The organism is Aeromonas sp. QDB34 (assembly GCF_027705405.1).
GTDB lineage: Bacteria > Pseudomonadota > Gammaproteobacteria > Enterobacterales > Aeromonadaceae > Aeromonas > Aeromonas hydrophila.
On the sequence record NZ_JAPDBT010000010.1, the window covers coordinates 21,341 to 39,200 of the forward strand.

Annotated in this window: 19 protein-coding genes; 8 read left to right on the forward strand and 11 right to left on the reverse strand. The window is 64.1% G+C overall.

The features are described from left to right. Positions 1–77 precede the first annotated feature (77 nt). Positions 78–794, forward strand: a complete 717-nt coding sequence (locus OKC29_RS14225) for a substrate-binding periplasmic protein (RefSeq protein WP_073351691.1) — start codon at positions 78–80, stop codon at positions 792–794. Here OKC29_RS14225 and OKC29_RS14230 read toward each other — a convergent pair whose 3' ends face one another. Continuing rightward, the gene (locus OKC29_RS14230; protein WP_073351693.1) at positions 795–2,108 is read right to left on the reverse strand and encodes a sodium-dependent transporter; all 1,314 of its coding nucleotides are present in this window, start codon (positions 2,106–2,108) and stop codon (positions 795–797) included. It lies immediately after the preceding gene. 214 nt (positions 2,109–2,322) lie between these two features. Next, positions 2,323–3,162, reverse strand: a complete 840-nt coding sequence (locus tag OKC29_RS14235; RefSeq protein WP_011707343.1) for an isopenicillin N synthase family dioxygenase — start codon at positions 3,160–3,162, stop codon at positions 2,323–2,325. A 208-nt stretch (positions 3,163–3,370) separates the two neighbouring features. Between OKC29_RS14235 and OKC29_RS14240 the strand changes: the two genes are divergently transcribed. After that, on the forward strand, positions 3,371–3,934 hold the full coding sequence (locus OKC29_RS14240) for a DUF2799 domain-containing protein (protein ID WP_073351697.1): 564 nt from the start codon (positions 3,371–3,373) through the stop codon (positions 3,932–3,934). Between the two features lie 50 nt (positions 3,935–3,984). Here OKC29_RS14240 and OKC29_RS14245 read toward each other — a convergent pair whose 3' ends face one another. Together OKC29_RS14245 and OKC29_RS14250 are read right to left on the reverse strand one after the other, a co-directional pair. Beyond that, positions 3,985–4,806, reverse strand: a complete 822-nt coding sequence (locus tag OKC29_RS14245) for a Cof-type HAD-IIB family hydrolase (protein WP_073351698.1) — start codon at positions 4,804–4,806, stop codon at positions 3,985–3,987. Positions 4,807–5,078: 272 nt separating this feature from the next. Continuing rightward, positions 5,079–6,320 (reverse strand): MFS transporter, encoded by a 1,242-nt coding sequence (locus OKC29_RS14250; protein WP_073351699.1) that lies wholly within the window; start codon positions 6,318–6,320, stop codon positions 5,079–5,081. 166 nt (positions 6,321–6,486) lie between these two features. On the opposite strand from OKC29_RS14250, the gene OKC29_RS14255 reads away from it, so the two are divergent. After that, complete coding sequence (locus tag OKC29_RS14255) at positions 6,487–7,107, forward strand: helix-turn-helix transcriptional regulator (protein WP_011707347.1); 621 nt, start codon at positions 6,487–6,489, stop codon at positions 7,105–7,107. Here OKC29_RS14255 and OKC29_RS14260 read toward each other — a convergent pair. After that, the gene (locus tag OKC29_RS14260; RefSeq protein WP_123785047.1) at positions 7,083–7,298 is read right to left on the reverse strand and encodes a hypothetical protein; all 216 of its coding nucleotides are present in this window, start codon (positions 7,296–7,298) and stop codon (positions 7,083–7,085) included. The two genes, OKC29_RS14255 and OKC29_RS14260, sit on opposite strands and share 25 nt — an antisense overlap. Before the next feature lie 117 nt (positions 7,299–7,415). On the opposite strand from OKC29_RS14260, the gene OKC29_RS14265 reads away from it, so the two are divergent. Continuing rightward, complete coding sequence (locus tag OKC29_RS14265) at positions 7,416–7,892, forward strand: Lrp/AsnC family transcriptional regulator (protein ID WP_005304871.1); 477 nt, start codon at positions 7,416–7,418, stop codon at positions 7,890–7,892. Between the two features lie 89 nt (positions 7,893–7,981). Here OKC29_RS14265 and OKC29_RS14270 read toward each other — a convergent pair whose 3' ends face one another. The 3 genes from OKC29_RS14270 to OKC29_RS14280 form a co-directional block, all read right to left on the reverse strand. Next, a complete protein-coding gene (locus OKC29_RS14270; protein ID WP_005304873.1) occupies positions 7,982–8,299 on the reverse strand; it encodes a hypothetical protein in 318 nt (105 codons plus the stop codon). A gap of 145 nt (positions 8,300–8,444) precedes the next feature. After that, positions 8,445–8,672, reverse strand: coding sequence for a hypothetical protein (locus tag OKC29_RS14275; RefSeq protein WP_045525426.1), 228 nt, complete (start codon positions 8,670–8,672; stop codon positions 8,445–8,447). A 34-nt stretch (positions 8,673–8,706) separates the two neighbouring features. Beyond that, positions 8,707–9,132 (reverse strand): MarR family winged helix-turn-helix transcriptional regulator, encoded by a 426-nt coding sequence (locus OKC29_RS14280; protein WP_016351946.1) that lies wholly within the window; start codon positions 9,130–9,132, stop codon positions 8,707–8,709. Positions 9,133–9,274: 142 nt separating this feature from the next. Here OKC29_RS14280 and OKC29_RS14285 point away from each other — a divergent pair, with 142 nt between their 5' ends. From OKC29_RS14285 to chrA, 4 genes are all read left to right on the forward strand, one after another. Continuing rightward, complete coding sequence (locus OKC29_RS14285; protein ID WP_162275775.1) at positions 9,275–9,721, forward strand: organic hydroperoxide resistance protein; 447 nt, start codon at positions 9,275–9,277, stop codon at positions 9,719–9,721. Between the two features lie 82 nt (positions 9,722–9,803). After that, on the forward strand, positions 9,804–10,808 hold the full coding sequence (locus OKC29_RS14290) for an NADP-dependent oxidoreductase (protein ID WP_073351703.1): 1,005 nt from the start codon (positions 9,804–9,806) through the stop codon (positions 10,806–10,808). Between the two features lie 199 nt (positions 10,809–11,007). Further along, positions 11,008–11,451 (forward strand): nucleotide triphosphate diphosphatase NUDT15, encoded by a 444-nt coding sequence (locus OKC29_RS14295; protein ID WP_073351705.1) that lies wholly within the window; start codon positions 11,008–11,010, stop codon positions 11,449–11,451. A gap of 359 nt (positions 11,452–11,810) precedes the next feature. Then, on the forward strand, positions 11,811–12,962 hold the full coding sequence (chrA, locus tag OKC29_RS14300; RefSeq protein ID WP_073351707.1) for a chromate efflux transporter: 1,152 nt from the start codon (positions 11,811–11,813) through the stop codon (positions 12,960–12,962). Between the two features lie 80 nt (positions 12,963–13,042). Here the strand turns inward: chrA and msrB are convergent, their stop codons facing one another. Genes msrB through glgB form a run of 3 tightly spaced genes read right to left on the reverse strand, consistent with a single transcriptional unit; the run spans position 13,043 to position 17,810 of the window. Next, positions 13,043–13,435 carry a peptide-methionine (R)-S-oxide reductase MsrB gene (msrB, locus tag OKC29_RS14305; protein ID WP_017411114.1) on the reverse strand — a complete coding sequence of 131 codons (393 nt, stop codon included), beginning with the start codon at positions 13,433–13,435 and terminating at the stop codon, positions 13,043–13,045. Between the two features lie 56 nt (positions 13,436–13,491). Then, positions 13,492–15,633: a glycogen debranching protein GlgX gene (gene glgX / locus OKC29_RS14310; RefSeq protein WP_073351710.1), complete on the reverse strand. Its 2,142-nt coding sequence runs from the start codon at positions 15,631–15,633 to the stop codon at positions 13,492–13,494. After that, positions 15,633–17,810, reverse strand: a complete 2,178-nt coding sequence (glgB, locus tag OKC29_RS14315) for a 1,4-alpha-glucan branching protein GlgB (RefSeq protein ID WP_073351711.1) — start codon at positions 17,808–17,810, stop codon at positions 15,633–15,635. The genes glgX and glgB overlap by 1 nt, the downstream gene beginning before the upstream one ends. Between the last annotated feature and the right edge of the window lie 50 nt (positions 17,811–17,860).

Genomic DNA, 17,860 nt, shown 5'->3' on the forward strand with positions numbered 1-17,860 from the left:
CGGATGGGACCGACCAGCCCTGCCACTCCCTTGCGCAACATGGATGTACCGACGTTACGCACCTGACCGGATACTGGATGAAATGGCTGCTGCCCTGGCTACTGTTGCCCGGCCTGGCGCAGGCCACGCAACCCCCGCTGACCCTGCTCAGCCACGAGCTGCCCCCCTTTACCCACACCAGCGACGGCAAGCTCGGCGGGCTGGCGGTGCAACTGGTGCAGGAGGCCCAGCAGGAGATGGGGGTCGACTACCCCATCAAGATCTATCCCTTGAAGCGGGCGCTGGCGCTGACCCGGGTCGAGCCCGGCTTCGCCCTGTTCGTCATTCTGCGCACGCCCCAGCGGGAACCCCAGTTCAAGTGGGTGGGGCCGCTGTTTCTGAACCGGGTGGTGATCTACCAAGCCAGGGGCAGCCAGCCGCTGACCGATCTGGCCCAGCTGCGCCAGCTGGCGCGGGTCGGCGTACTGCTCGGCAATGCCGATGACGAGCTGCTCACCCGCGAGGGCTACACCAACCTGGTGCGCTGCCAGACCATCGAAGATGCCATCGAACGACTGATGCTCGGCAAGATAGACGCCTTCCCCATGGGGGAGCAGATCATGCCGGCCATCCTGGCCAAGATGAAGTTCTCCCCCCGCAGCGTGGTGAACTCCGGGCTGCTGCTGCAGGAGAACTGGCTCTACATCGTCTTCTCGAAGAGCGAGGATGACGCCGTGATCGCCCGCTGGCAGGCGGCCATCGACAAGGTCAGAGACCGTCACCCGCAGCCGCAGCAGCCCATCCGCCAACCCTGATTACACCAGCCCGCGCACCAGGATGCCGCCGATCAGCAGCGGCGCCAGCCAGCGCCAGCAGCCCATCACCAGAGTACGCCAGTGCAGCGCCAGCCCGGCGGGCAGCGCCTGGCGCCCCAGTTTCCAACCCAGCAGCAGGGTGAGCGCCAAGCCGAACATGGGCATCATCAGGTTGGAGGTGACGAAATCGAGCAGCTCGAAGATGTTCTTGCCAAACAGGGTCACCTGCGCCCAGGGCCCGAACGACAGGCTGACCGGAATGCCTCCCGCCATCACCAGCACGGTGATGAGGCCGCAGGCGGCCCGCCGTGACCAACCCAGGCTCTCGCTGACGAAGCACTGCAGGTGTTCCAGCAGCGAGATGGCCGACGACAGCGCCGCCACCACCAGCAAGGCGAAGAACACCACCGCCAGCCCCTGGCCGAACGGCAACTGCTGGAACACCGCCGGCATGGTCATGAAGGTGAGACCCGGGCCGGAGGCGGGATCGATGCCGGTCGCCGCCAGCACCGGGAAGATCATCAAGCCCGCCAGCACCGCGATGAGGCTTGCCAGCAGCACCACCCAGAGGCTGGAGCGGCCGACCCCATCGCTGGAGGGCAGGTAGGCGCCATAGGTGGTGTGAATGCCAAGGCCGATGGAGAGGGAGAAGAACGCCAGCCCCATGGCGTCGAGCACGCCGGACATACCGAGCTTGCTGAAATCCGGCATCAGGAAGTGGCGCACCCCGGCCATGGCGTTGGGCAAGGTAAGGCCGAAGGCCACCAGCATCAGGATCATGATGAACAGGGCCGGCATCATCCAGCGCAGGGTGCGCTCCACCCCCTTCTGCACGCCTCCCTGCACGAACCACCAGGTGAGCCCGGCAAACAGCAGGTGGGTCAGCACCGGCCAGAGCGGATCCCCCACATAGTCGTTGAAGCGGGCGGTGAGGGCCGCGCCGTCGCCGTGCTGCAGACTGCCCGCCAGCGCCATGCCGGTGTAGCCCAGGGTCCAGCCGCCCACCACGCTGTAGAAGCTATAGATGAGCAGGCTGCTGAGCAGCCCCATGGCGCCGACCCAGCGCCAGCGCTTGCCCATCAGTGCACCGAAGGCCCCCACCACCCCGCGCCGGCTCAGGCTGCCGAGCAAGGTCTCCCCCATCAACACCGCCACCCCCAGGGTGAAGCTGAACAGCAGAAACACCAGCAGGAAGGCGCCACCGCCGTTGGCAGCCGTCACATAGGGGAACTTCCAGATAGCGCCGAGACCGACTGCGGAACCGGCGGCGGCCAGGATATAACCGAGCCGGGATGACCATTGGGACTGCTTCATAAGAACTCCAACCGTGGGGCCCGCCACAAGGGGCCCAAAATGACGCTCAGAGTACGGGGGGGGCTGCGCAATCACAACGCCACTTATCTGGATAAAACGCACATTATTGGCATCATTGCCTAATTAAATTCTATTTAACGCGCAATCCTGCCAACAAATAAAAACCGGAGCAATTTTGCTCCGGTTTTACAGGGTGGTGAGCCAGCTTCGGGGACTAGATCACCCCCAGCTCCCGCAGCCGCTCCATCAGGTAGCTGTGGGCGGTGTGACGCTCGGAGAGCACTACGTCCGGGCGCGGGTGGAGGAACAGCGGCAGGGAGATGCGGGACTTAGCGGCGCTGCCACCGGTCGGGTTGATGACGCGGTGGGTGGTGGAGGGGTAATAGCCGTGGGAGGCTTCCTGCAGCATGTCACCGATGTTGATGATCAGGGTGCCAAAATCGCACGGCACGTCCATCCACTCGCCATCGGAACCCTTCACCTGCAGGCCCGGCTCGTTGGCGGCGGGCAGTATGGTCAACAGGTTGATGTCTTCATGGGCGGCGGCGCGGATGGCACCCGGCTCCTCGGTGCCGTCGAACGGCGGGTAGTGCAGCACCCGCAGCAGGGTCTTCTGGCTCTCTTCGATCATGGAGGAGAGCGGGCAGCTGTAGTGGGCGGCGATGTCGCTCGGGGTGTACTGCTCGACCCAACCCAGCAGCTCGGCCGCCAGGTTGTTGGCAAGGCGGTAGTACTCCATCGCCTGCTCTTTCAGCTCGGCCGGCATCTGGCCCCAGGGGTAGAGGTGGAAATACTCCTTGATGTCCTTCTGACTGTGGCCCTTGGCCACCTCGGACACCGACGGCGGGAAGTAGCCGTCCTGGGTCTCGCGATTGAACAGGAAATCCTGCTTCTGCTCGCTCATGAAGAAGCGATACCAGTTGTCATAGATGGACTGTACCAGCTCTTTCGGGATGGGGTGATTGGTCAGTACCCCGAAGCCGGTGGTCCGCAGGGATTCGGTGAAGCGCTGCGCCGCATCGGGCGAGCGGTAATCGACGGTCAGGACTTTCATTGTTTTTGTTACGCGCCAGTTAAAAGATGGCGCAGTTTACCCCGTGGCCGGCAACAAGGAAAGGGCGCGGGCCGTCACGCCGCCAGCCCTCGCAAATAGTGACAAACCGCTCAGAAAACGGCGCCGGCCAGCACCGTTTTTCATCCCTTGTCCTGCCCCTGCATCCTCTCTAGAATGCCCCCATCATCCCTCTCGGAGCCCGTCGTCCATGTCCCCCAAGATCCTGTTGCTGACCCTGCCTTTCCTGCTCGCCGGTTGCAGCTCGCTGTCGGAAGAAGAGTGCCGCACCATGAGCTGGTACAACCTGGGTTATCAGGACGGCGAGCAGGGCAACACCCGGGCCGCCACCCGTGACTACGTCTCGACCTGCGGCGAATACGGCCTCAAGGTGGACGAAGCGGAGTGGAAACGGGGTTATGCCAAGGGGCTGGAGCTCTACTGCATTCCGGAGCTCGCCTACAGCAAGGGCAAGTCCGGCGCCGAGTATCAGGGAGTCTGTCCCAACGATGCCAGCTTCCTGACCCAGTACGATCGCGGCCGCCAGGAGTACCTGGTGGAGAAACAGCTCAGCGACCTCAAGAGCGACATGGAGCGGACCGAGCGCGACATCGAGACGCTGGAGCGCCAGATCCGCAACGAGAACGACAGCAAGCAGCGCGACTACTACCGCGCCCAGCGCGAACGCGCCATCCGTCACTACGAGGGGCTGCGCCGTGACTACAACCGGATCCGTTTCCCGGATCGGGTGATCCAGTTCTCCTTCGGGAACTGACAAACAAAAAAGGGGCCGACATGGCCCCTTTCTGTTGCTGTTTCTGTCCCTCAGGCGGGCAGAACCCAGCGCTGCAGCGCCAGCGCGATGCCGTCTTCGTTGTGATCGGCGGTGACCCGATCCGCCAGCGCCTGGATCTGTGACGCCGCGTTGCCCATGGCCACCGCCAGCCCCACCTGCTCGAACATGCTGATGTCGTTGTTGTTGTCGCCAAACGCCACCACGTTCTCCATCGCGATCCCTTCGCTCGCCGCCCACTGGGCCAGTCGGTTGCCCTTGCTGCAGCCGGGTTGCACCAGCTCCACCGCATAGGGCGCCGCCCAGTCACGGGTAAAGGGCAACTGTTCGACCACCTCTGCCATGAAGTGATGGAGCAGGGCGGGATCCTGGTTGAACAGCTCCAGCTTCCAGACCGGCCGGCTGAGCCAGCTCGCCAGATCCTCCGCCGGCAACAGGGAGATCTTGAGATGATCCGGCTGGGTCGCCGACCAATGGCGCATCCGGGTCACATGCTCCTCGCAGCCGAGGTAGCCGATCCCCTCGTCGAGGTGGAACAGGGCCCCCATCTGGTGCGCCTGCACCTCCGCCAGCAGCCGGCTGAGGGGGGCCACCGCCAGCGGATCCCCGACCAGGATCTGCTCCAGCACCGGATCATAGAGGTAGGCACCGTTGCTGCAGATGATGGGGGTGTCGAGGGCCAGCTCGTGATGGAAAGGACGGGCCGTCATGAAGTGGCGCCCCGTCACCAGCAGCACCTTGATGCCGTGGGCACGGGCCTGGGCCAGCGCGGCCCGGGTGGCGGACGAAATCTTGTGATCCCGGGTCAGCAGGGTACCGTCCATATCCAACGCAATGGCCTGAAAACGACTCATATCACCTCCAAAATGTCGAAACGGCTGGGGTGCCATACAGTCCCGCTTCCAGTGCAATGGCCTGAAAACGACTCATGTCACCGCCAACATGTCGAAACGAATGCAGCGCCATACCAACCCGCGTTCAAATAACGATTCATGCTACCGCCAAAGGCTGAGCATAGCGGGCAGCACCGGGCGATCGGGCAAGCAAGGCAAAGAGCCATACCGTCCCAGAGTCGGCGCCACGATGCAAGCGCCGGTTGCCCCCTTCGCGTCGTTCTGTGATCCCGTCAGCCGGCTTCGACCTGGACGTCGAGCCGCTGCCGCCGATCCGCAGCCCGGCGCAGGCCATAGAAGCCGGCGGCACAGAGCAGGCTGCACAGCGCCGCCAGATAGAAGGGCCACTCGGTACCCGCCAGCAGCACCAGACTGCCGACCACCACCGCCAGGATCTCGCTGCCCACCGCCAGCCCGCGATAGAGCCCCATCGCCTGCCCCTGCTGCTCGGCATGGCTGCGGTTGGAGACCGCCACCGAGGTCGCCAGCTCCCCCAGGCTCATGCCGATGCCGGTGGGGATAAAGGTGAGTGCCAGCCCCCACCAATGGCCGGGCAGCACGAACATCAGCATGCCCGCCGCCATCACCAGATGACCGACCACCCCCAGACTGCTGCCACGCCAATGGCGAGCCAGACGGGAGCCCAGCCAGGATCCCAGGATCATGGGCACGCTCACCAGCACGGCGGCCTGCGCCAGCTGCACCGGATCCCAGGCCAGCCGCTCCACCAGCCAGACGTTGAAGTAGGTGAAGTAGAGCTGCACCGCACCGTAGCTGAGCAGGGTCAGCACGAAATAGGGCAGCAGCGCCGGTTGCAGCAGCAGCTGGCGGGAAGAGAGGGCCGGTGGCTGCTGCTCACTGCGGGCCGCTGCCGGCCGATTGGGCAGCAGCCAGAGCACCAGCAGCAGGTTGACCAGGGTCATCGCCACCGCCAGCCAGGCCGCCAGGCTGTAATCGCCGGACACCACGGCGGCATAGCCGCCGATCATGGGGCCCACCACCCAGCCCAGGTTCATGCCGATGTTGATCCAGGCGAAGCTGCGCGCCTTGGTTTTGGCGGTGCTCATGTCGGCCGCCATGGCCTGCACGATGGCGATGTCACCGTTGAAGAAGCCCTCCACCACCCGGCTCAGCAACAGCAGCGGCAAGGAACGCCAGGCGATCCCCAGCGCCATCAGGGCGTAACCCACCAGCACGCCCACCAGACAGAGGGTCAGCACCGGCTTGCGGCCATGACGATCGGAGAGCTTGCCGAGCCAGGGAGCCCCTACCAGCTGAAACAGCGGATAGAGCCCCATGATGACCCCCAGCCACACCTTGCGGCTCCAGTCCGACGCTTCCGGCGTCAGCATGCCCTGGGCCGGATCCAGCATCAGCGGTGCCAGCACCGGAGACGGCAGACTGAAGCCCGCCACCGCCAGCGTCACCGTCATCACCAGTACCCACAGGCTGGCCTGCCCCTTGATCCCTTCCATGTTCGCCCCATTAAATAAAGTCATTGGTTTATTTATGTTGGCAATCAAACCAGATTAAGTAAAGCGAATTGTTGATTTAAAAAATCCCCCTCCCCATAATGCTCTTATCCATGCCAGAACCGCTGCCGCGCAAGCGGTCGCACCTGCCGACGATGAGAGCCTTGCCATGAACGCCAGCACCGACAAGATACTGTTTCTGCTCAAGAGCCACGGGCCACAGAGCGCCGCCGAGCTGGGAGAGCAGTTGCAGATGACCTCCATGGGGGCTCGCCAGCACCTGATGACGCTGGAGGCCGACGGCTGGGTGAGCTTCAACGACGAGGCCCGCGGGCGCGGTCGACCGGTACGGTTGTGGCACCTCACCGAGCAGGCCTGGCAACGCTTCCCCGACAGCCACAGCGAACTGACGCTGCAGCTTATCGACAACATCCAGCAGCTGTTTGGCGAGGTGGGCATGGAGCGGTTGATCGCCCAGCGGGAGCAGCAGCAGCTCGCCCGCTATCAGGCCGAGCTGACCCAGCCGGCGCTGGCCGACAGACTGGCGGCACTGACGGCGCAGCGCACGCGAGAGGGCTATATGGCGGATTTTCGCCAGGAGGAGGATGGCAGCTGGCTGCTGTGGGAGAGCCACTGCCCCATCTGCGCGGCGGCGCGGGCCTGCCGGGGTTTTTGTCGCAGCGAGCTGGAGATGTTTCGCCGCTTGCTGGCGCCGGCCGGAGTGGAGCGGGAGCAGTATCTGCTGGAGGGGGATCACCGCTGCCTCTATCGCATCAGGCCGCAGCCCTGATCCGCGAACGCCAGAAACAACAAAGCAGGCGCCGGGATGCCTGCTTTGTTGCCTTCGGGGAGGGGATGCTCTCGTTCCAGCCCGTCGTTGCCCGATAAGGTGAGACGGCTGATGGGGTTGTTGACCCGGTAAGGTCCTTCACCACAGAGACCGGGTTGGGTTTCTGTCTTGCCACCGGAAGATGTAACCATGGTATCCCTGCCGGCCCGGTGAGTGGTTGCGAAGTAGCATGTATTTTCAGTTGTTTTTGCAATAGTTCACCCTTAATCTAGGAAAAGTGAATTAGTAATTGCAACGAGGAACGGAGAATGCTGAAACTTGATCGCATAGACAGGCATATTCTGGAGTTGATGCAGGAGAATGGCCGCATCAGCAACCTGGAGCTGGCCGAGCTGGTCGGGCTCTCCCCCTCCCCCTGCTCCCGCCGGGTCAAGGCGCTGGAGGATGCCGGTCTCATCGACACCCACGTCACCCTGCTCAACGCCCGTCAACTGGGGCTGACCCTCACCGCCTACATTCACATCTCTATGGACCGGCACACCCCGGAGCGGTTCGAAAATTTTGACCGCGCCATCAGTGAGCTGCCCGAAGTGCTGGAGTGTGACCTCATCACTGGCAACGATGCCGACTACCAGCTCAAGGTGGTGGTGCGGGACATGGAGCACTACCAGCACTTCCTGCTGGACAAGCTGACCCACATTCCGGGGGTGACCGGGGTGCGCTCCAGCTTCGTGCTGCGCCGGATCAAGCACAAGACGGCGCTGCCGCTCAACCATCTGGGCTGACCGCCAGCCCTGCTCGGCGGGCCAGAGCGGATAAAAGAAGAGGAGGCCACTGGCCTCCTCTTCTTTTATCTTCAGTCAGCGGCCTGCACTCAGACTGCTACCTGGCTGACATCCTGCACCTGCAACAGCCAGCCGGCCTGCTCCTGCTGGGGCTCGCCGCTGACCCGCAGCCGCTCGCCGGTCGGCACCCACTGCCCCTGGGGCAGGGAGACCAGCAGGCTCTCGCTGCCGTTGTCGAACAGCCAGCGATCTTCACCCAGCGACTCGATCAGATAACCTTCCATCTCCACTCTGGACTCGGCTTGCCAGGATGGCGCAACGGAATCACGGCTCTCGATGAAATCCCCCTGAACACCAAAACTGGCCAGCCCCCACAGAATGGAGAGCCCAACCAACGATGATTGCATCTCGTCTCTCCTCTTTTGGAACTGTAGGGCCAGTATGGGAAGAGAAAACTGAGCGCACCATGAACAAGATGGCAAAGTGCCGACGGGATCGCGAAAAAAACCGGCCAGTCGGCCGGTTGTGTCATTTTATGGCGCCTGGATCACACTATTTGGCGGCTTCCTCTGCCATCCGTGCGGCTCTTGGCTTATTCGTCCACATGGCAACACCGCGATGATCCGCGCAGATCCCCTCCTCCACCACGGCCCGCACCCGGGTGCCGTCTTTGCAGATAGCCTGCCAGGCATCGGCATCGTCGATGGCCATCGAAGGGGCATGGGAACCGGTACTGCAGGCGGTCAGCAACAGGGCAAACAGGGGCAACAGAAGTTTCATGGGGTGATCCTCAGGCTGTATGGGTCGGCTGCACTCAGCGCCCCAGCTGGGCCGAGATGCGATCGCAGAGCTGCTTGAGCTGGGCCAGTTCAGCATCGGCCAGATCCACCTGATTGCGCAAGTTGTCCGCCAGACAACACTCCCTGACCTCCTGCTGCAGCTGACGCCCCGCCTCGGTCAGGCCGATGCATTTTTGCCGCTCATCCTCGCTGGAGACGGTGCGGGTCAACCAGCCCTTGCTCTCCAGCCGCTTGACGATGGGGGTCAGGGTGCCCGCATCCAGCCCGGTCTCCTGACCTATCTCCTTGAGGCTGACCTCGTCCCGCGCCCACAGCGACAGCATCACCAGATACTGGGTGTAGGTGAGATCCAGCTTGTCCAGCAGCGGCCGATAGGCCCGCATCACCGCGTTGGAGGCGCTGTAGAGGGCAAAACAGACCTGCTTTTTCAATTCACTCATGGGGCACCTCGCTGACGACTGGGGCCAGTATACCCCAGGAAAATCGGGGGTCGAATAATTTGCACACAAAATAGTTGTCAGCCCGCATTTTCGGGATTAGTCTGGATTTACTTTGCACACAAACAAAATCAGAGACCCCGACATGAAGACGCTCTATCGCACTCAAGCCATCGCCCAGGCCGGCCGCAACGGTGAGGTTCACACCCTGGACAACAGCCTGCAGCTGGCACTGGCCCTGCCGACCGCCCTCGGTGGCAACGGCAAGGGCAATAACCCGGAGCAGCTGCTGGCCGCCGGTTATGCCGCCTGCTTCTCCAATGCGCTGATCCACGTGGCCCACAAACTGGATTCGCCCCTATCCAGTGCTCCCGTCACCGCCGGAGTCGAGTTGCTGGCGCTGGACGATGGCCGCTTCAACTTCGCCATCACGCTGGACGTAGCGCTCGCCACGACCCAACCTGAACAGGCGGCGCAGGCCGAGCAGATAGTGCGGCTGGCCCACCAGACCTGCCCCTTCTCCAACGCCATGCGGGGCAATGTGGTCACCCGGCTGCTGCTCAACGGCGCCCCGCTGGATGAGACGGCGTGAACCCGTTCAGCCTCAACCCCTTGGAAATAGCCATGCTGGCGACTCGCAGGTTGCCAACCCCCCTCACCCTGGAGAAAAAACCATGAATCAGTCCAGCCATCAGATCCAGCTGCTGCGTCGCCCGGTCGGCCTGCCCAGCCTGGCCGATTTCACCCTGACCGAGGTGGCCCTGCCCGAGCTGCAAGAAGGAGAGGTGCGGGTCGCCAACCAATGGCTGTCGGTGGATCCCTACATGCGCGGTCGCATGAGCGAAGCCAAGAGCTATGTGCCCCCCTTCCCCCTCAACGGCCCCCTCGATGGCGGCGCCATCGGCGTGGTGGAAGCCTCCCGTCACCCGGACTTCGCAGTGGGCGACCGGGTGAGCAGCATGCTGGGTTGGCGCGATCGCTTCGTCGCCAACGGCGCCCAGCTGACCAGACTGCCCGACACCCGCCTGCCGCCCCAGCTCTTTCTCGGCGCCCTCGGCATGCCGGGCATGACCGCCTGGACCGGGCTCAACCGCATCGCCAAACTGCAGGCCGGTGAAACCGTGCTGGTGTCGGCCGCCTCCGGCGCCGTCGGATCCATGGTGGTGCAGCTCGCCAAACGGGCAGGGGCCCGTGTCATCGGCTCCACCGGGTCGGCCGACAAGGTGGCCTACCTCAAGAGCCTGGGGGCCGACGAGGTGATCAACTACCGTGAGACCCCGGATCTCGATGCCGAGCTGTCCCGGCTGGCACCGGAGGGGATCCACGTCTACTTCGAGAACGTGGGGGGCGCCATGCTGGACGCCGCCCTCAACCACATGGTAGTGCACGGCCGCATCGTGATGTGCGGCCTCATCGAGCAGTACAACGGCCAGAGCGAGGCGAGCGGCCCGCGCAACCTCTCCCAGGTGATCCGCAAGCGCCTCACCATGCAGGGGCTGATCGTGTTCGATCACTGGCAGCACTACGGCGAGTTTCTGGCCGAGGTGACCCCGGCCTTCGATGCTGGCACCCTGCAGGCCGAGGAGACCGTCTATCAGGGGCTCGCCAGCATGCCGCAGGCTTTCATCGGGCTGTTCGAAGGGCGCAACATCGGCAAGATGCTGGTCAAGCTGGCGTGATCCGCAGCACTGGCGCCTGACGCCGCAGACTGCTTGCATGACGGGCCCATCCGCCCTAAGGTGGGCCCGTTTTTTATAGTCTGTCTCGTCTTTGCAAGGAGCTCATATGTCTACTCCCTATCCCCGCGTCGGTGGTCGATGACAGAGTGATCCTGACCAACCCATTACCCCACCTCCCCCTCAGCAAGGAGCCCTTCTTATGTCTACCCCCTATCCCCGCGTCGGTGTCGGCGTAATCCTCACCAACCGCCAGGGCCAGGTGCTGCTTGGCAAACGCAAGGGCAGCCACGCCCCCTACTGGTCCATCGCCGGCGGCCATCTGGAGCTGGGAGAGACGTTCGAATCGGCAGCGATCCGGGAGGTGGCCGAAGAGACGGGTTTTCAGATCAGCAACCCCAGCGTCATCGCCGTCACCAACAACCTGGAGACCTGGCGTGAAAGCGGCCTGCACTATGTCTCGGTCACCCTGCTGGCCGAGGTAGAGGGAAAGCCCCAGCTGCTGGAGCCGGAGAAGTGCGAAGGCTGGGTCTGGTGCGACCCGCGCAATCTGCCAGAGCCCCACTTCGATGCCAGTCGCCAATCGATAGCCTGCTGGCTCGCCGGTCGTTGCTATCTGCCGACGCCACACCAGCCCACCCCATAGACCATCGCCTGCAGGCTGGCGAATCGTTGCTACCTGCCGACCTCAAGCCAGCCGGCCCCATAAGCCATCGCCTGCTGGCTGGCCGTTGCTATCTGCCGACGCCAAACCAGCCCACCCCATAGACCATCGCCTGCTGGCTGGCGAATCGTTGCTACCTGCCGACCTCGAGCCAGCCGGCCCCATAAACCATCGCCTGCTGGCTTGCTGGCCATTGCTATCTGCCACAACCAGGCCAGCCGATGGAGTGACCTGCGGCTGACAAGGCGCGGCTACCTGCCAGCAGCCCCCTGATTTGTCATAAAAAAGTCACCGCTTTGTCATATCATCGGGGTCGATGATGACAACGAGGGAGTGAGGACGTGGGGCAGGTGTTTATTCAGTTTTTATGGTTGGGCTGTGTCAGCTTCGGCGGACCCGCCGCCCATATCGGCTACTTCCAGCGCACCTTCGTCGAGCGGCTGGGCTGGCTGACCCAGGCCGAATTCGCCCAGTTGCTGGCCCTCTGCCAGCTGCTGCCAGGCCCCGCCTCCAGCCAGCTCGGCTTTGCCATCGGCCGCCAGCGGGCCGGGCTCGCTGGGGCACTGGCCGCCTTCGCCGGTTTCACCCTCCCCTCCTTCCTGCTGTTGCTGGCCGCCGCCATCGGTCTGGGCCAGCTCGGCAACAACGTCTGGCTCGATGCCGCCTTGCACGGTCTCAAGCTGCTGGCACTGGTGGTGGTCGCCGATGCGGTGCTCACCATGAGCCACCAGTTCTGCAAGGCGACGCGCAATCAGGGGATCATGGTCGCCACCGCGGCCGCCCTCTGGTGGCAGCCCGGCCTGCTCACCCAGCTCGTCATGCTGGCGGGCGCCGCCCTGCTCTGTGCCCGCGTCGACTCGCCGCAAACACCAGACCCACAGTCCTCAGCGGCTCAGTCCATCCCTGTGCACCAACCCCACTGGCCCACCCTGCTGCTGTTTGCCCTGCTGTTTGTCGGCCTGCCACTGCTGGGGGGCCCCGTCGGCCAGCTGGTCGCCGACTTCTACCGGGCCGGCAGCCTGGTGTTTGGCGGCGGTCACGTGGTGCTGCCCCTGCTGGCGGAGAGCGTGGGCCACAGCCTCAACCAGCAGCAGTTCCTGACCGGCTACAGCCTGGCCCAGCTGGTGCCCGGCCCCATGTTTACCCTGGCGACCTATCTCGGTGCCCAGTTGCTGCCGGCGAGCCCGGTGGACGGCGCCCTGCTGGCGACCCTGGCGCTGTTCCTGCCCGGCTTTCTGCTGCTGTGGGCCATGGGCCCCTGCTGGCAGAGCTGGCTGGCCCGCCCTCGCCTCGCTGGCGCCGTGGCCGGCATCAACGCCGCCGTGGTGGGTCTGCTGCTGGCGGCGCTCTATCAGCCGGTCTGGCAGAGCGCCGTGCTGGCCCCCACCGATCTGGCGTTGGCCGCCGTCGGCTTCTATCTGCTGCGGGGACTCAAGCTGCCCATTCTGGCGCTGGCCTCCCTGCTGGTGGTAGCCACCCTGCTGCTGGCCTGATAGGCCCAGGCTGCGGCCACAAAGAAACGGCCCCCTGCCAAGGCAGGGGGCCGTTTTTGCATGGATGCCGGGCGCCAGACTCAGGGCTCGGGATCGAAATCCAGACTCAGGCTGTTGACGCAGTAGCGCTGACCGGTTTCGGTCGGTCCGTCCGGGAAGACGTGGCCAAGGTGGGAGCCGCACTGGCTGCAGGTGATCTCCACCCGCTTCATGCCGTGGCTGCCATCCTCGGTGTAGGTCACGGTCCCCTCGATGGCCCGATCGAACGAGGGCCAGCCGCAGCCCGAGTCAAACTTGGCATCCGAGTGGAACAGCACCTGCTTGCAGCAGACACACAGGTAGTCGCCGCTCTTGCGGTTGTGGAGCAGGGCGCCGCTGTAGGGACGCTCCGTGCCCTTCTCCCAGCAGACGTGATACTGCTCGGCGCTCAACTGCCGGCGCCACTGCTCGGGGTTGGGGGTGTTGCCGCTCATACTGACTCCTTGCCGTGAATATCGGTGCCCAGCATACCCAGTCAGGGCGCCGCGCTCTACCCCGCCAGCGGGAACTGTGATCCGGTTGGCAACACGACGGCAACATCCGGGGTAGCGACCACTCCCTCCTCGGCCAGCGCCACCGCACTCAGGGCGACCCGCTCCAGCAGCTTGAGGGAGTGGGCCCGGCCCACCGCCACCTGCCGCTTGATGTCGTCGGGCAGGAACGGCAGCCCGTCGTTGGTGGCGGTGTCGATGGTCTGGATCCACTCCAGCCCCTCACCCGGCGGCGGCAGACGGAACTGGATGTCGTAGTCGCTGGCGTTGAACAGCACGTACCAGCGCTCCCCGCCGCAGCCGATCATGCCGATGTCCATGGCAAACGCCTGCCCCATGGGGGCATGCCAGTCCTGATCGGTGAGCTGATGGCCGTCCGGGTGATACCAGTTGACCTGGTGGCAGCTGCTGGGGGTGCCGTTCCAGCTGTCGTCGCTCAGCTGCAGGTTGGAGAAGACGGTGGACTCCGCCCGCAGCGCCAGCATCTGCTGGGTGAAGGCGAGCAGCCGCTCATCCTCCGGCCGCCACTGCCAGTTGACCCAGCTGATCTGGTTGTCCTGGCAGTAGGCATTGTTGTTGCCGAGCTGGCTGCGGCCCATCTCGTCGCCGGCGAGGAAGTGCGGGGTGCCTTGCGACAGCAGCAGGGTGGCGATCAGGTTGCGCTTCTGCTGCTGGCGCAGGTTGTTGACCCGCGGATCCAGGGTCGGCCCTTCCACCCCGTGGTTGTTGGAGAGGTTGTTGCCGTGACCGTCGCGGTTGTCCTCGCCGTTGGCCTGGTTGTGGCGCTGGTTGTAGGAGACCAGATCCTCCAGGGTGAAACCGTCGTGATAGCAGAGGTAGTTGACGCTGGTATGGGGGGAGCGCCAGTTCTTCGGGAACAGATCCCGTGAGCCGACCAGCCGGGTGGCAAAGTCCCCCATCTTGCCCGCATCACCGCGCCAGAAGGCGCGTACCGTGTCGCGGTAGCGGTCGTTGATCTCCAGCCACTGGCTCGGGAACTGGCCGAGCCGATAGCCGAACGGGCCGATATCCCAGGGCTCGGCGATGAGCTTGACCCGCGCCAGCACGGGGTCTGCCATCATGGCCTTGAAGAAGGCCCCCATGGGGTCGAACTCGCCCGCCTCCCTCGCCAGGGTGACAGCCAGATCGAAGCGAAAGCCATCCACCTGCATCTCGGTGACCCAGTAGCGCAGGGCGTCGAGCACCAGTCGCAGGCTGTTGGGGTGATCCAGATTGACGCTGTTGCCGCAGCCGGTGACGTTGGCGTGGCGAGTGTAGTCGGGGCCGTGGGCGCCCGCCTCGAAGGCGTAGTAACCGGCGTTGTCAAAGCCCTTGAAGGAGAGCATGGGGCCGTCGAAGCCCGACTCCGCGGTGTGGTTGTAGACCACATCCAGGATCACCTCGAGCCCGGCCTTGTGCAGCTCGCGCACCATGGTCTTGAACTCGGTCACCGCCTCCTGCGCCGCATAGCGCGGCTCGGGGGCGAAGAAGGCGATGGGGTTGTAACCCCAGTAGTTGGTCAGCCCCAGCTGCTCGAGCCTGGGCTCGGACATGAAGGCCGCCACCGGCATCAACTGCACCGAGGTGATGCCGAGGGACTTGAGATGCTCGATGATGAGCGGGTGGCAGATGCCCAGATAGGTGCCGCGCAGCTCGCTCGGCACCCCCTGATGCTGACGGGTGAAGCCCTTGACGTGGGTTTCATAGATGACGGTGCGGGCCGGCTCGATGGCGGGCTTGCCCACCCCCTGCCAGTCGAAGGCATCGTCCACCACCACGGATTTGGCCACCATGGCGGCGCTGTCACCCTGATAGAGGGCATCATCCCAGTGGGTCGGGCGACTGAGCGCCTTGGCGTAGGGGTCGATCAGCAGCTTGTCCGGGTCGAACAGCATCCCCTCCTGCGACGTGCCGTGAACCCGGTAGCCGTAGCGCTGACCGGCCTTGACGCCGCGCACATGGCCGAAGCGGTACTGACCGCGCCGGCCGGGCAGCTCGAGGCGGGCCAACTCCCGCTCCTGCTCGTCGAACAGGCAGAGCTCCACCTTGTCCGATTGCGGCGCCCAGACGCAGAAGTGACAACCCGTCTCGTCGAGCAGGGCCCCCAGCGGATGGTCCTGCCCCTTTTCCATTGCGAACATCAAGACTCCTGTTTGATGAACAAGGTCGCTAGCGGCGGCAGATCCAGCACTATGCTGTGCGCCATCCCCTGCCAGGGGGTCGCCTCGGCGACAAAGACCAGGCCCACATCATAGTTGCTGCCCCAGTAATGCTCGCTGTCGGTGTTGAGCACCACCCGGTAGTGGCCGGCCGCCGGTACCCCAAGCCGATAGGCAAGCCGCGGCACCGGCGTGAAGTTGCAGGCCACCACCAGCGGGTTGGCCCCCTGCTTGTCGGCCCGCAGCCAGGCAAAGATGCTGTTGTCGGCGTCGTTGTGATCCAGCCAGCGGAAGCCGTTTTGCTCATAATCCGCCTGATACAAGGCAGCTTCATGACGGTAGAGATGGTTGAGATCGTGGATCAGCCGCTGCTGGCCGCCGTGCTTGGGATACTGCAGCAGGTGCCAGGGCAGCTGGGCATCGTGATTCCACTCGTTGCTCTGGGCGATCTCGGTGCCCATGAAGTTGAGCTTCTTGCCGGGGTGGGCATACATGAAGCCCATGTAGGCGCGCAGGTTGGCCGCCTGCTGCCACTCGTCCCCCGGCATCTTGTAGAGCATGGAGTGCTTGCCGTGCACCACCTCGTCGTGGGAGAGCGACAGAATGAAGTTCTCGTCATAGTGGTACACCATGGAGAAGGTCATGTCGTTGTGGTGGTAGCGACGGTGAATGGGCTCTTTCTGCATGTAGGTGAGGGTGTCGTGCATCCAGCCCATATTCCACTTGAAGCCAAAACCCAGGCCACCGAGGAAGGTGGGACGGGACACCCCGGCAAAAGCGGTGGACTCCTCGGCGATGGTCATGGCGTGGGGGTACTTGCCGTACACCTCCTCGTTGGTCCACTTCAACAGGCTGATCGCCTCGTAGTTGTGGTTGCCGCCATCGACGTTGGGCACCCACTCGCCGGCGTTGCGGGAATAGTCCAGATAGAGCATGGAGGCGACCGCATCCACCCGCAGGCCGTCGACGTGGAACTTGTCGAGCCAGAACAGGGCGCTGGCCACCAGGAACTGGCGCACCGTATTGCGGCCGAAGTCATAGATGTAGGAGTTCCAGTCCGGGTGCCAGCCACGGCGCGGATCCTCGTACTCGTAGAGCGGAGTGCCGTCGAAGCGGGCCAGCCCGTGGGCATCGGACGGGAAGTGGGCCGGCACCCAGTCGAGGATGACGCCGATGCCGGCCTGGTGGCACTGATCCACGAAGTATTTGAAATCATCAGCCGTGCCGTAGCGGCTGGTGGGCGAGAACATGCCCACCGGCTGGTAGCCCCAGGAGCCGCTGAACGGGTGCTCTGAGACCGGCAGCAGCTCGATGTGGGTGTACTCCATCCCCTTGACGTAATCCACCAGTTCCACCGCCAGCTCGCGCCAGCTCAGGCTGTCGCCGTTGGGGTGGCGTTTCCAGGAGCCGACGTGCAGCTCGTAGATGGAGAGCGGCTGCTCACGTTTGTCGTTGAGCTGGCTCTCCCGCCAGGCGGCATCCTGCCACTGGTACTGGTCGTGGTCATAGACCACGGAGGCGAACGACGGGTACTGCTCGCAGTAGAAACCGACCGGGTCGCTCTTGTGCGGCAGCCGGTTGCCCGCCGGGTCTTTGAGTTCGAACTTGTAGCGATCCCCGGCCTTGAGGCCCGGCACGAACAGCACCCAGTGACCGCACTGGCTGCGCTGCATCGGGTGGCGACGGCCATCCCAGAAGTTGAAATCGCCGATGAGGCTCACCGCAGTGGCGCTCGGTGCATAGACCGCAAAGCGCACCCCTTCCACTTGCTGATCCAGATGCCCCACGGTACGCAGCTGGGCACCGAGCGTGTGGTAGAGGTTTTCCGGCTGGTAGGTGAGTTCCGCCAACCCGGCCCAGCCCGCATCCTGGAACTGATAGGGGTCGATGACCTCGACGCTGGCATCTGGGTAGTCGGCAAGCAACTGGTAGGGGAAAGGATTTTTACGGCGGGTGAAAACAGTTTCAAAGAGGCCCGAATCATCGGTGGGCGCCAGGGTGGCAACAATCTTGCCCGACTTGAGATCCCTGACCCGTACGGCCTGGGCATCGGGTAACCAGACGGTCAGCTTGAGGCCGGGTCCATCCGGATTGGCCTGCAGGCCTAAGTGGGAGAAGGGATCGGAACAGCGGGCTGCAACCAAACGTTCAACGAGCATCGAGATTTCCTTTCATAGCTGAGCATCCGCTCCGGCCTGGGCCGAAGCGG

What these genes read in the sequence shown, in the direction of transcription:
- OKC29_RS14225 (WP_073351691.1), top strand. Translation starts at nt 78, where the DNA reads ATGAAATGGCTGCTGCCCTGGCTACTGTTGCCCGGCCTGGCGCAGGCC.
- OKC29_RS14245 (WP_073351698.1), bottom strand. Translation starts at nt 4,806, where the DNA reads ATGAGTCGTTTTCAGGCCATTGCGTTGGATATGGACGGTACCCTGCTG.
- OKC29_RS14255 (WP_011707347.1), top strand. Translation starts at nt 6,487, where the DNA reads ATGAACGCCAGCACCGACAAGATACTGTTTCTGCTCAAGAGCCACGGG.
- msrB (WP_017411114.1), bottom strand. Translation starts at nt 13,435, where the DNA reads ATGAGCGGCAACACCCCCAACCCCGAGCAGTGGCGCCGGCAGTTGAGC.
- OKC29_RS14280 (WP_016351946.1), bottom strand. Translation starts at nt 9,132, where the DNA reads ATGAGTGAATTGAAAAAGCAGGTCTGTTTTGCCCTCTACAGCGCCTCC.
- glgB (WP_073351711.1), bottom strand. Translation starts at nt 17,810, where the DNA reads ATGCTCGTTGAACGTTTGGTTGCAGCCCGCTGTTCCGATCCCTTCTCC.
- OKC29_RS14275 (WP_045525426.1), bottom strand. Translation starts at nt 8,672, where the DNA reads ATGAAACTTCTGTTGCCCCTGTTTGCCCTGTTGCTGACCGCCTGCAGT.
- OKC29_RS14250 (WP_073351699.1), bottom strand. Translation starts at nt 6,320, where the DNA reads ATGGAAGGGATCAAGGGGCAGGCCAGCCTGTGGGTACTGGTGATGACG.
- OKC29_RS14240 (WP_073351697.1), top strand. Translation starts at nt 3,371, where the DNA reads ATGTCCCCCAAGATCCTGTTGCTGACCCTGCCTTTCCTGCTCGCCGGT.
- OKC29_RS14285 (WP_162275775.1), top strand. Translation starts at nt 9,275, where the DNA reads ATGAAGACGCTCTATCGCACTCAAGCCATCGCCCAGGCCGGCCGCAAC.
- OKC29_RS14265 (WP_005304871.1), top strand. Translation starts at nt 7,416, where the DNA reads ATGCTGAAACTTGATCGCATAGACAGGCATATTCTGGAGTTGATGCAG.
- glgX (WP_073351710.1), bottom strand. Translation starts at nt 15,633, where the DNA reads ATGTTCGCAATGGAAAAGGGGCAGGACCATCCGCTGGGGGCCCTGCTC.
- OKC29_RS14235 (WP_011707343.1), bottom strand. Translation starts at nt 3,162, where the DNA reads ATGAAAGTCCTGACCGTCGATTACCGCTCGCCCGATGCGGCGCAGCGC.
- OKC29_RS14230 (WP_073351693.1), bottom strand. Translation starts at nt 2,108, where the DNA reads ATGAAGCAGTCCCAATGGTCATCCCGGCTCGGTTATATCCTGGCCGCC.
- OKC29_RS14270 (WP_005304873.1), bottom strand. Translation starts at nt 8,299, where the DNA reads ATGCAATCATCGTTGGTTGGGCTCTCCATTCTGTGGGGGCTGGCCAGT.
- OKC29_RS14295 (WP_073351705.1), top strand. Translation starts at nt 11,008, where the DNA reads ATGTCTACCCCCTATCCCCGCGTCGGTGTCGGCGTAATCCTCACCAAC.
- OKC29_RS14260 (WP_123785047.1), bottom strand. Translation starts at nt 7,298, where the DNA reads ATGGTTACATCTTCCGGTGGCAAGACAGAAACCCAACCCGGTCTCTGT.
- OKC29_RS14290 (WP_073351703.1), top strand. Translation starts at nt 9,804, where the DNA reads ATGAATCAGTCCAGCCATCAGATCCAGCTGCTGCGTCGCCCGGTCGGC.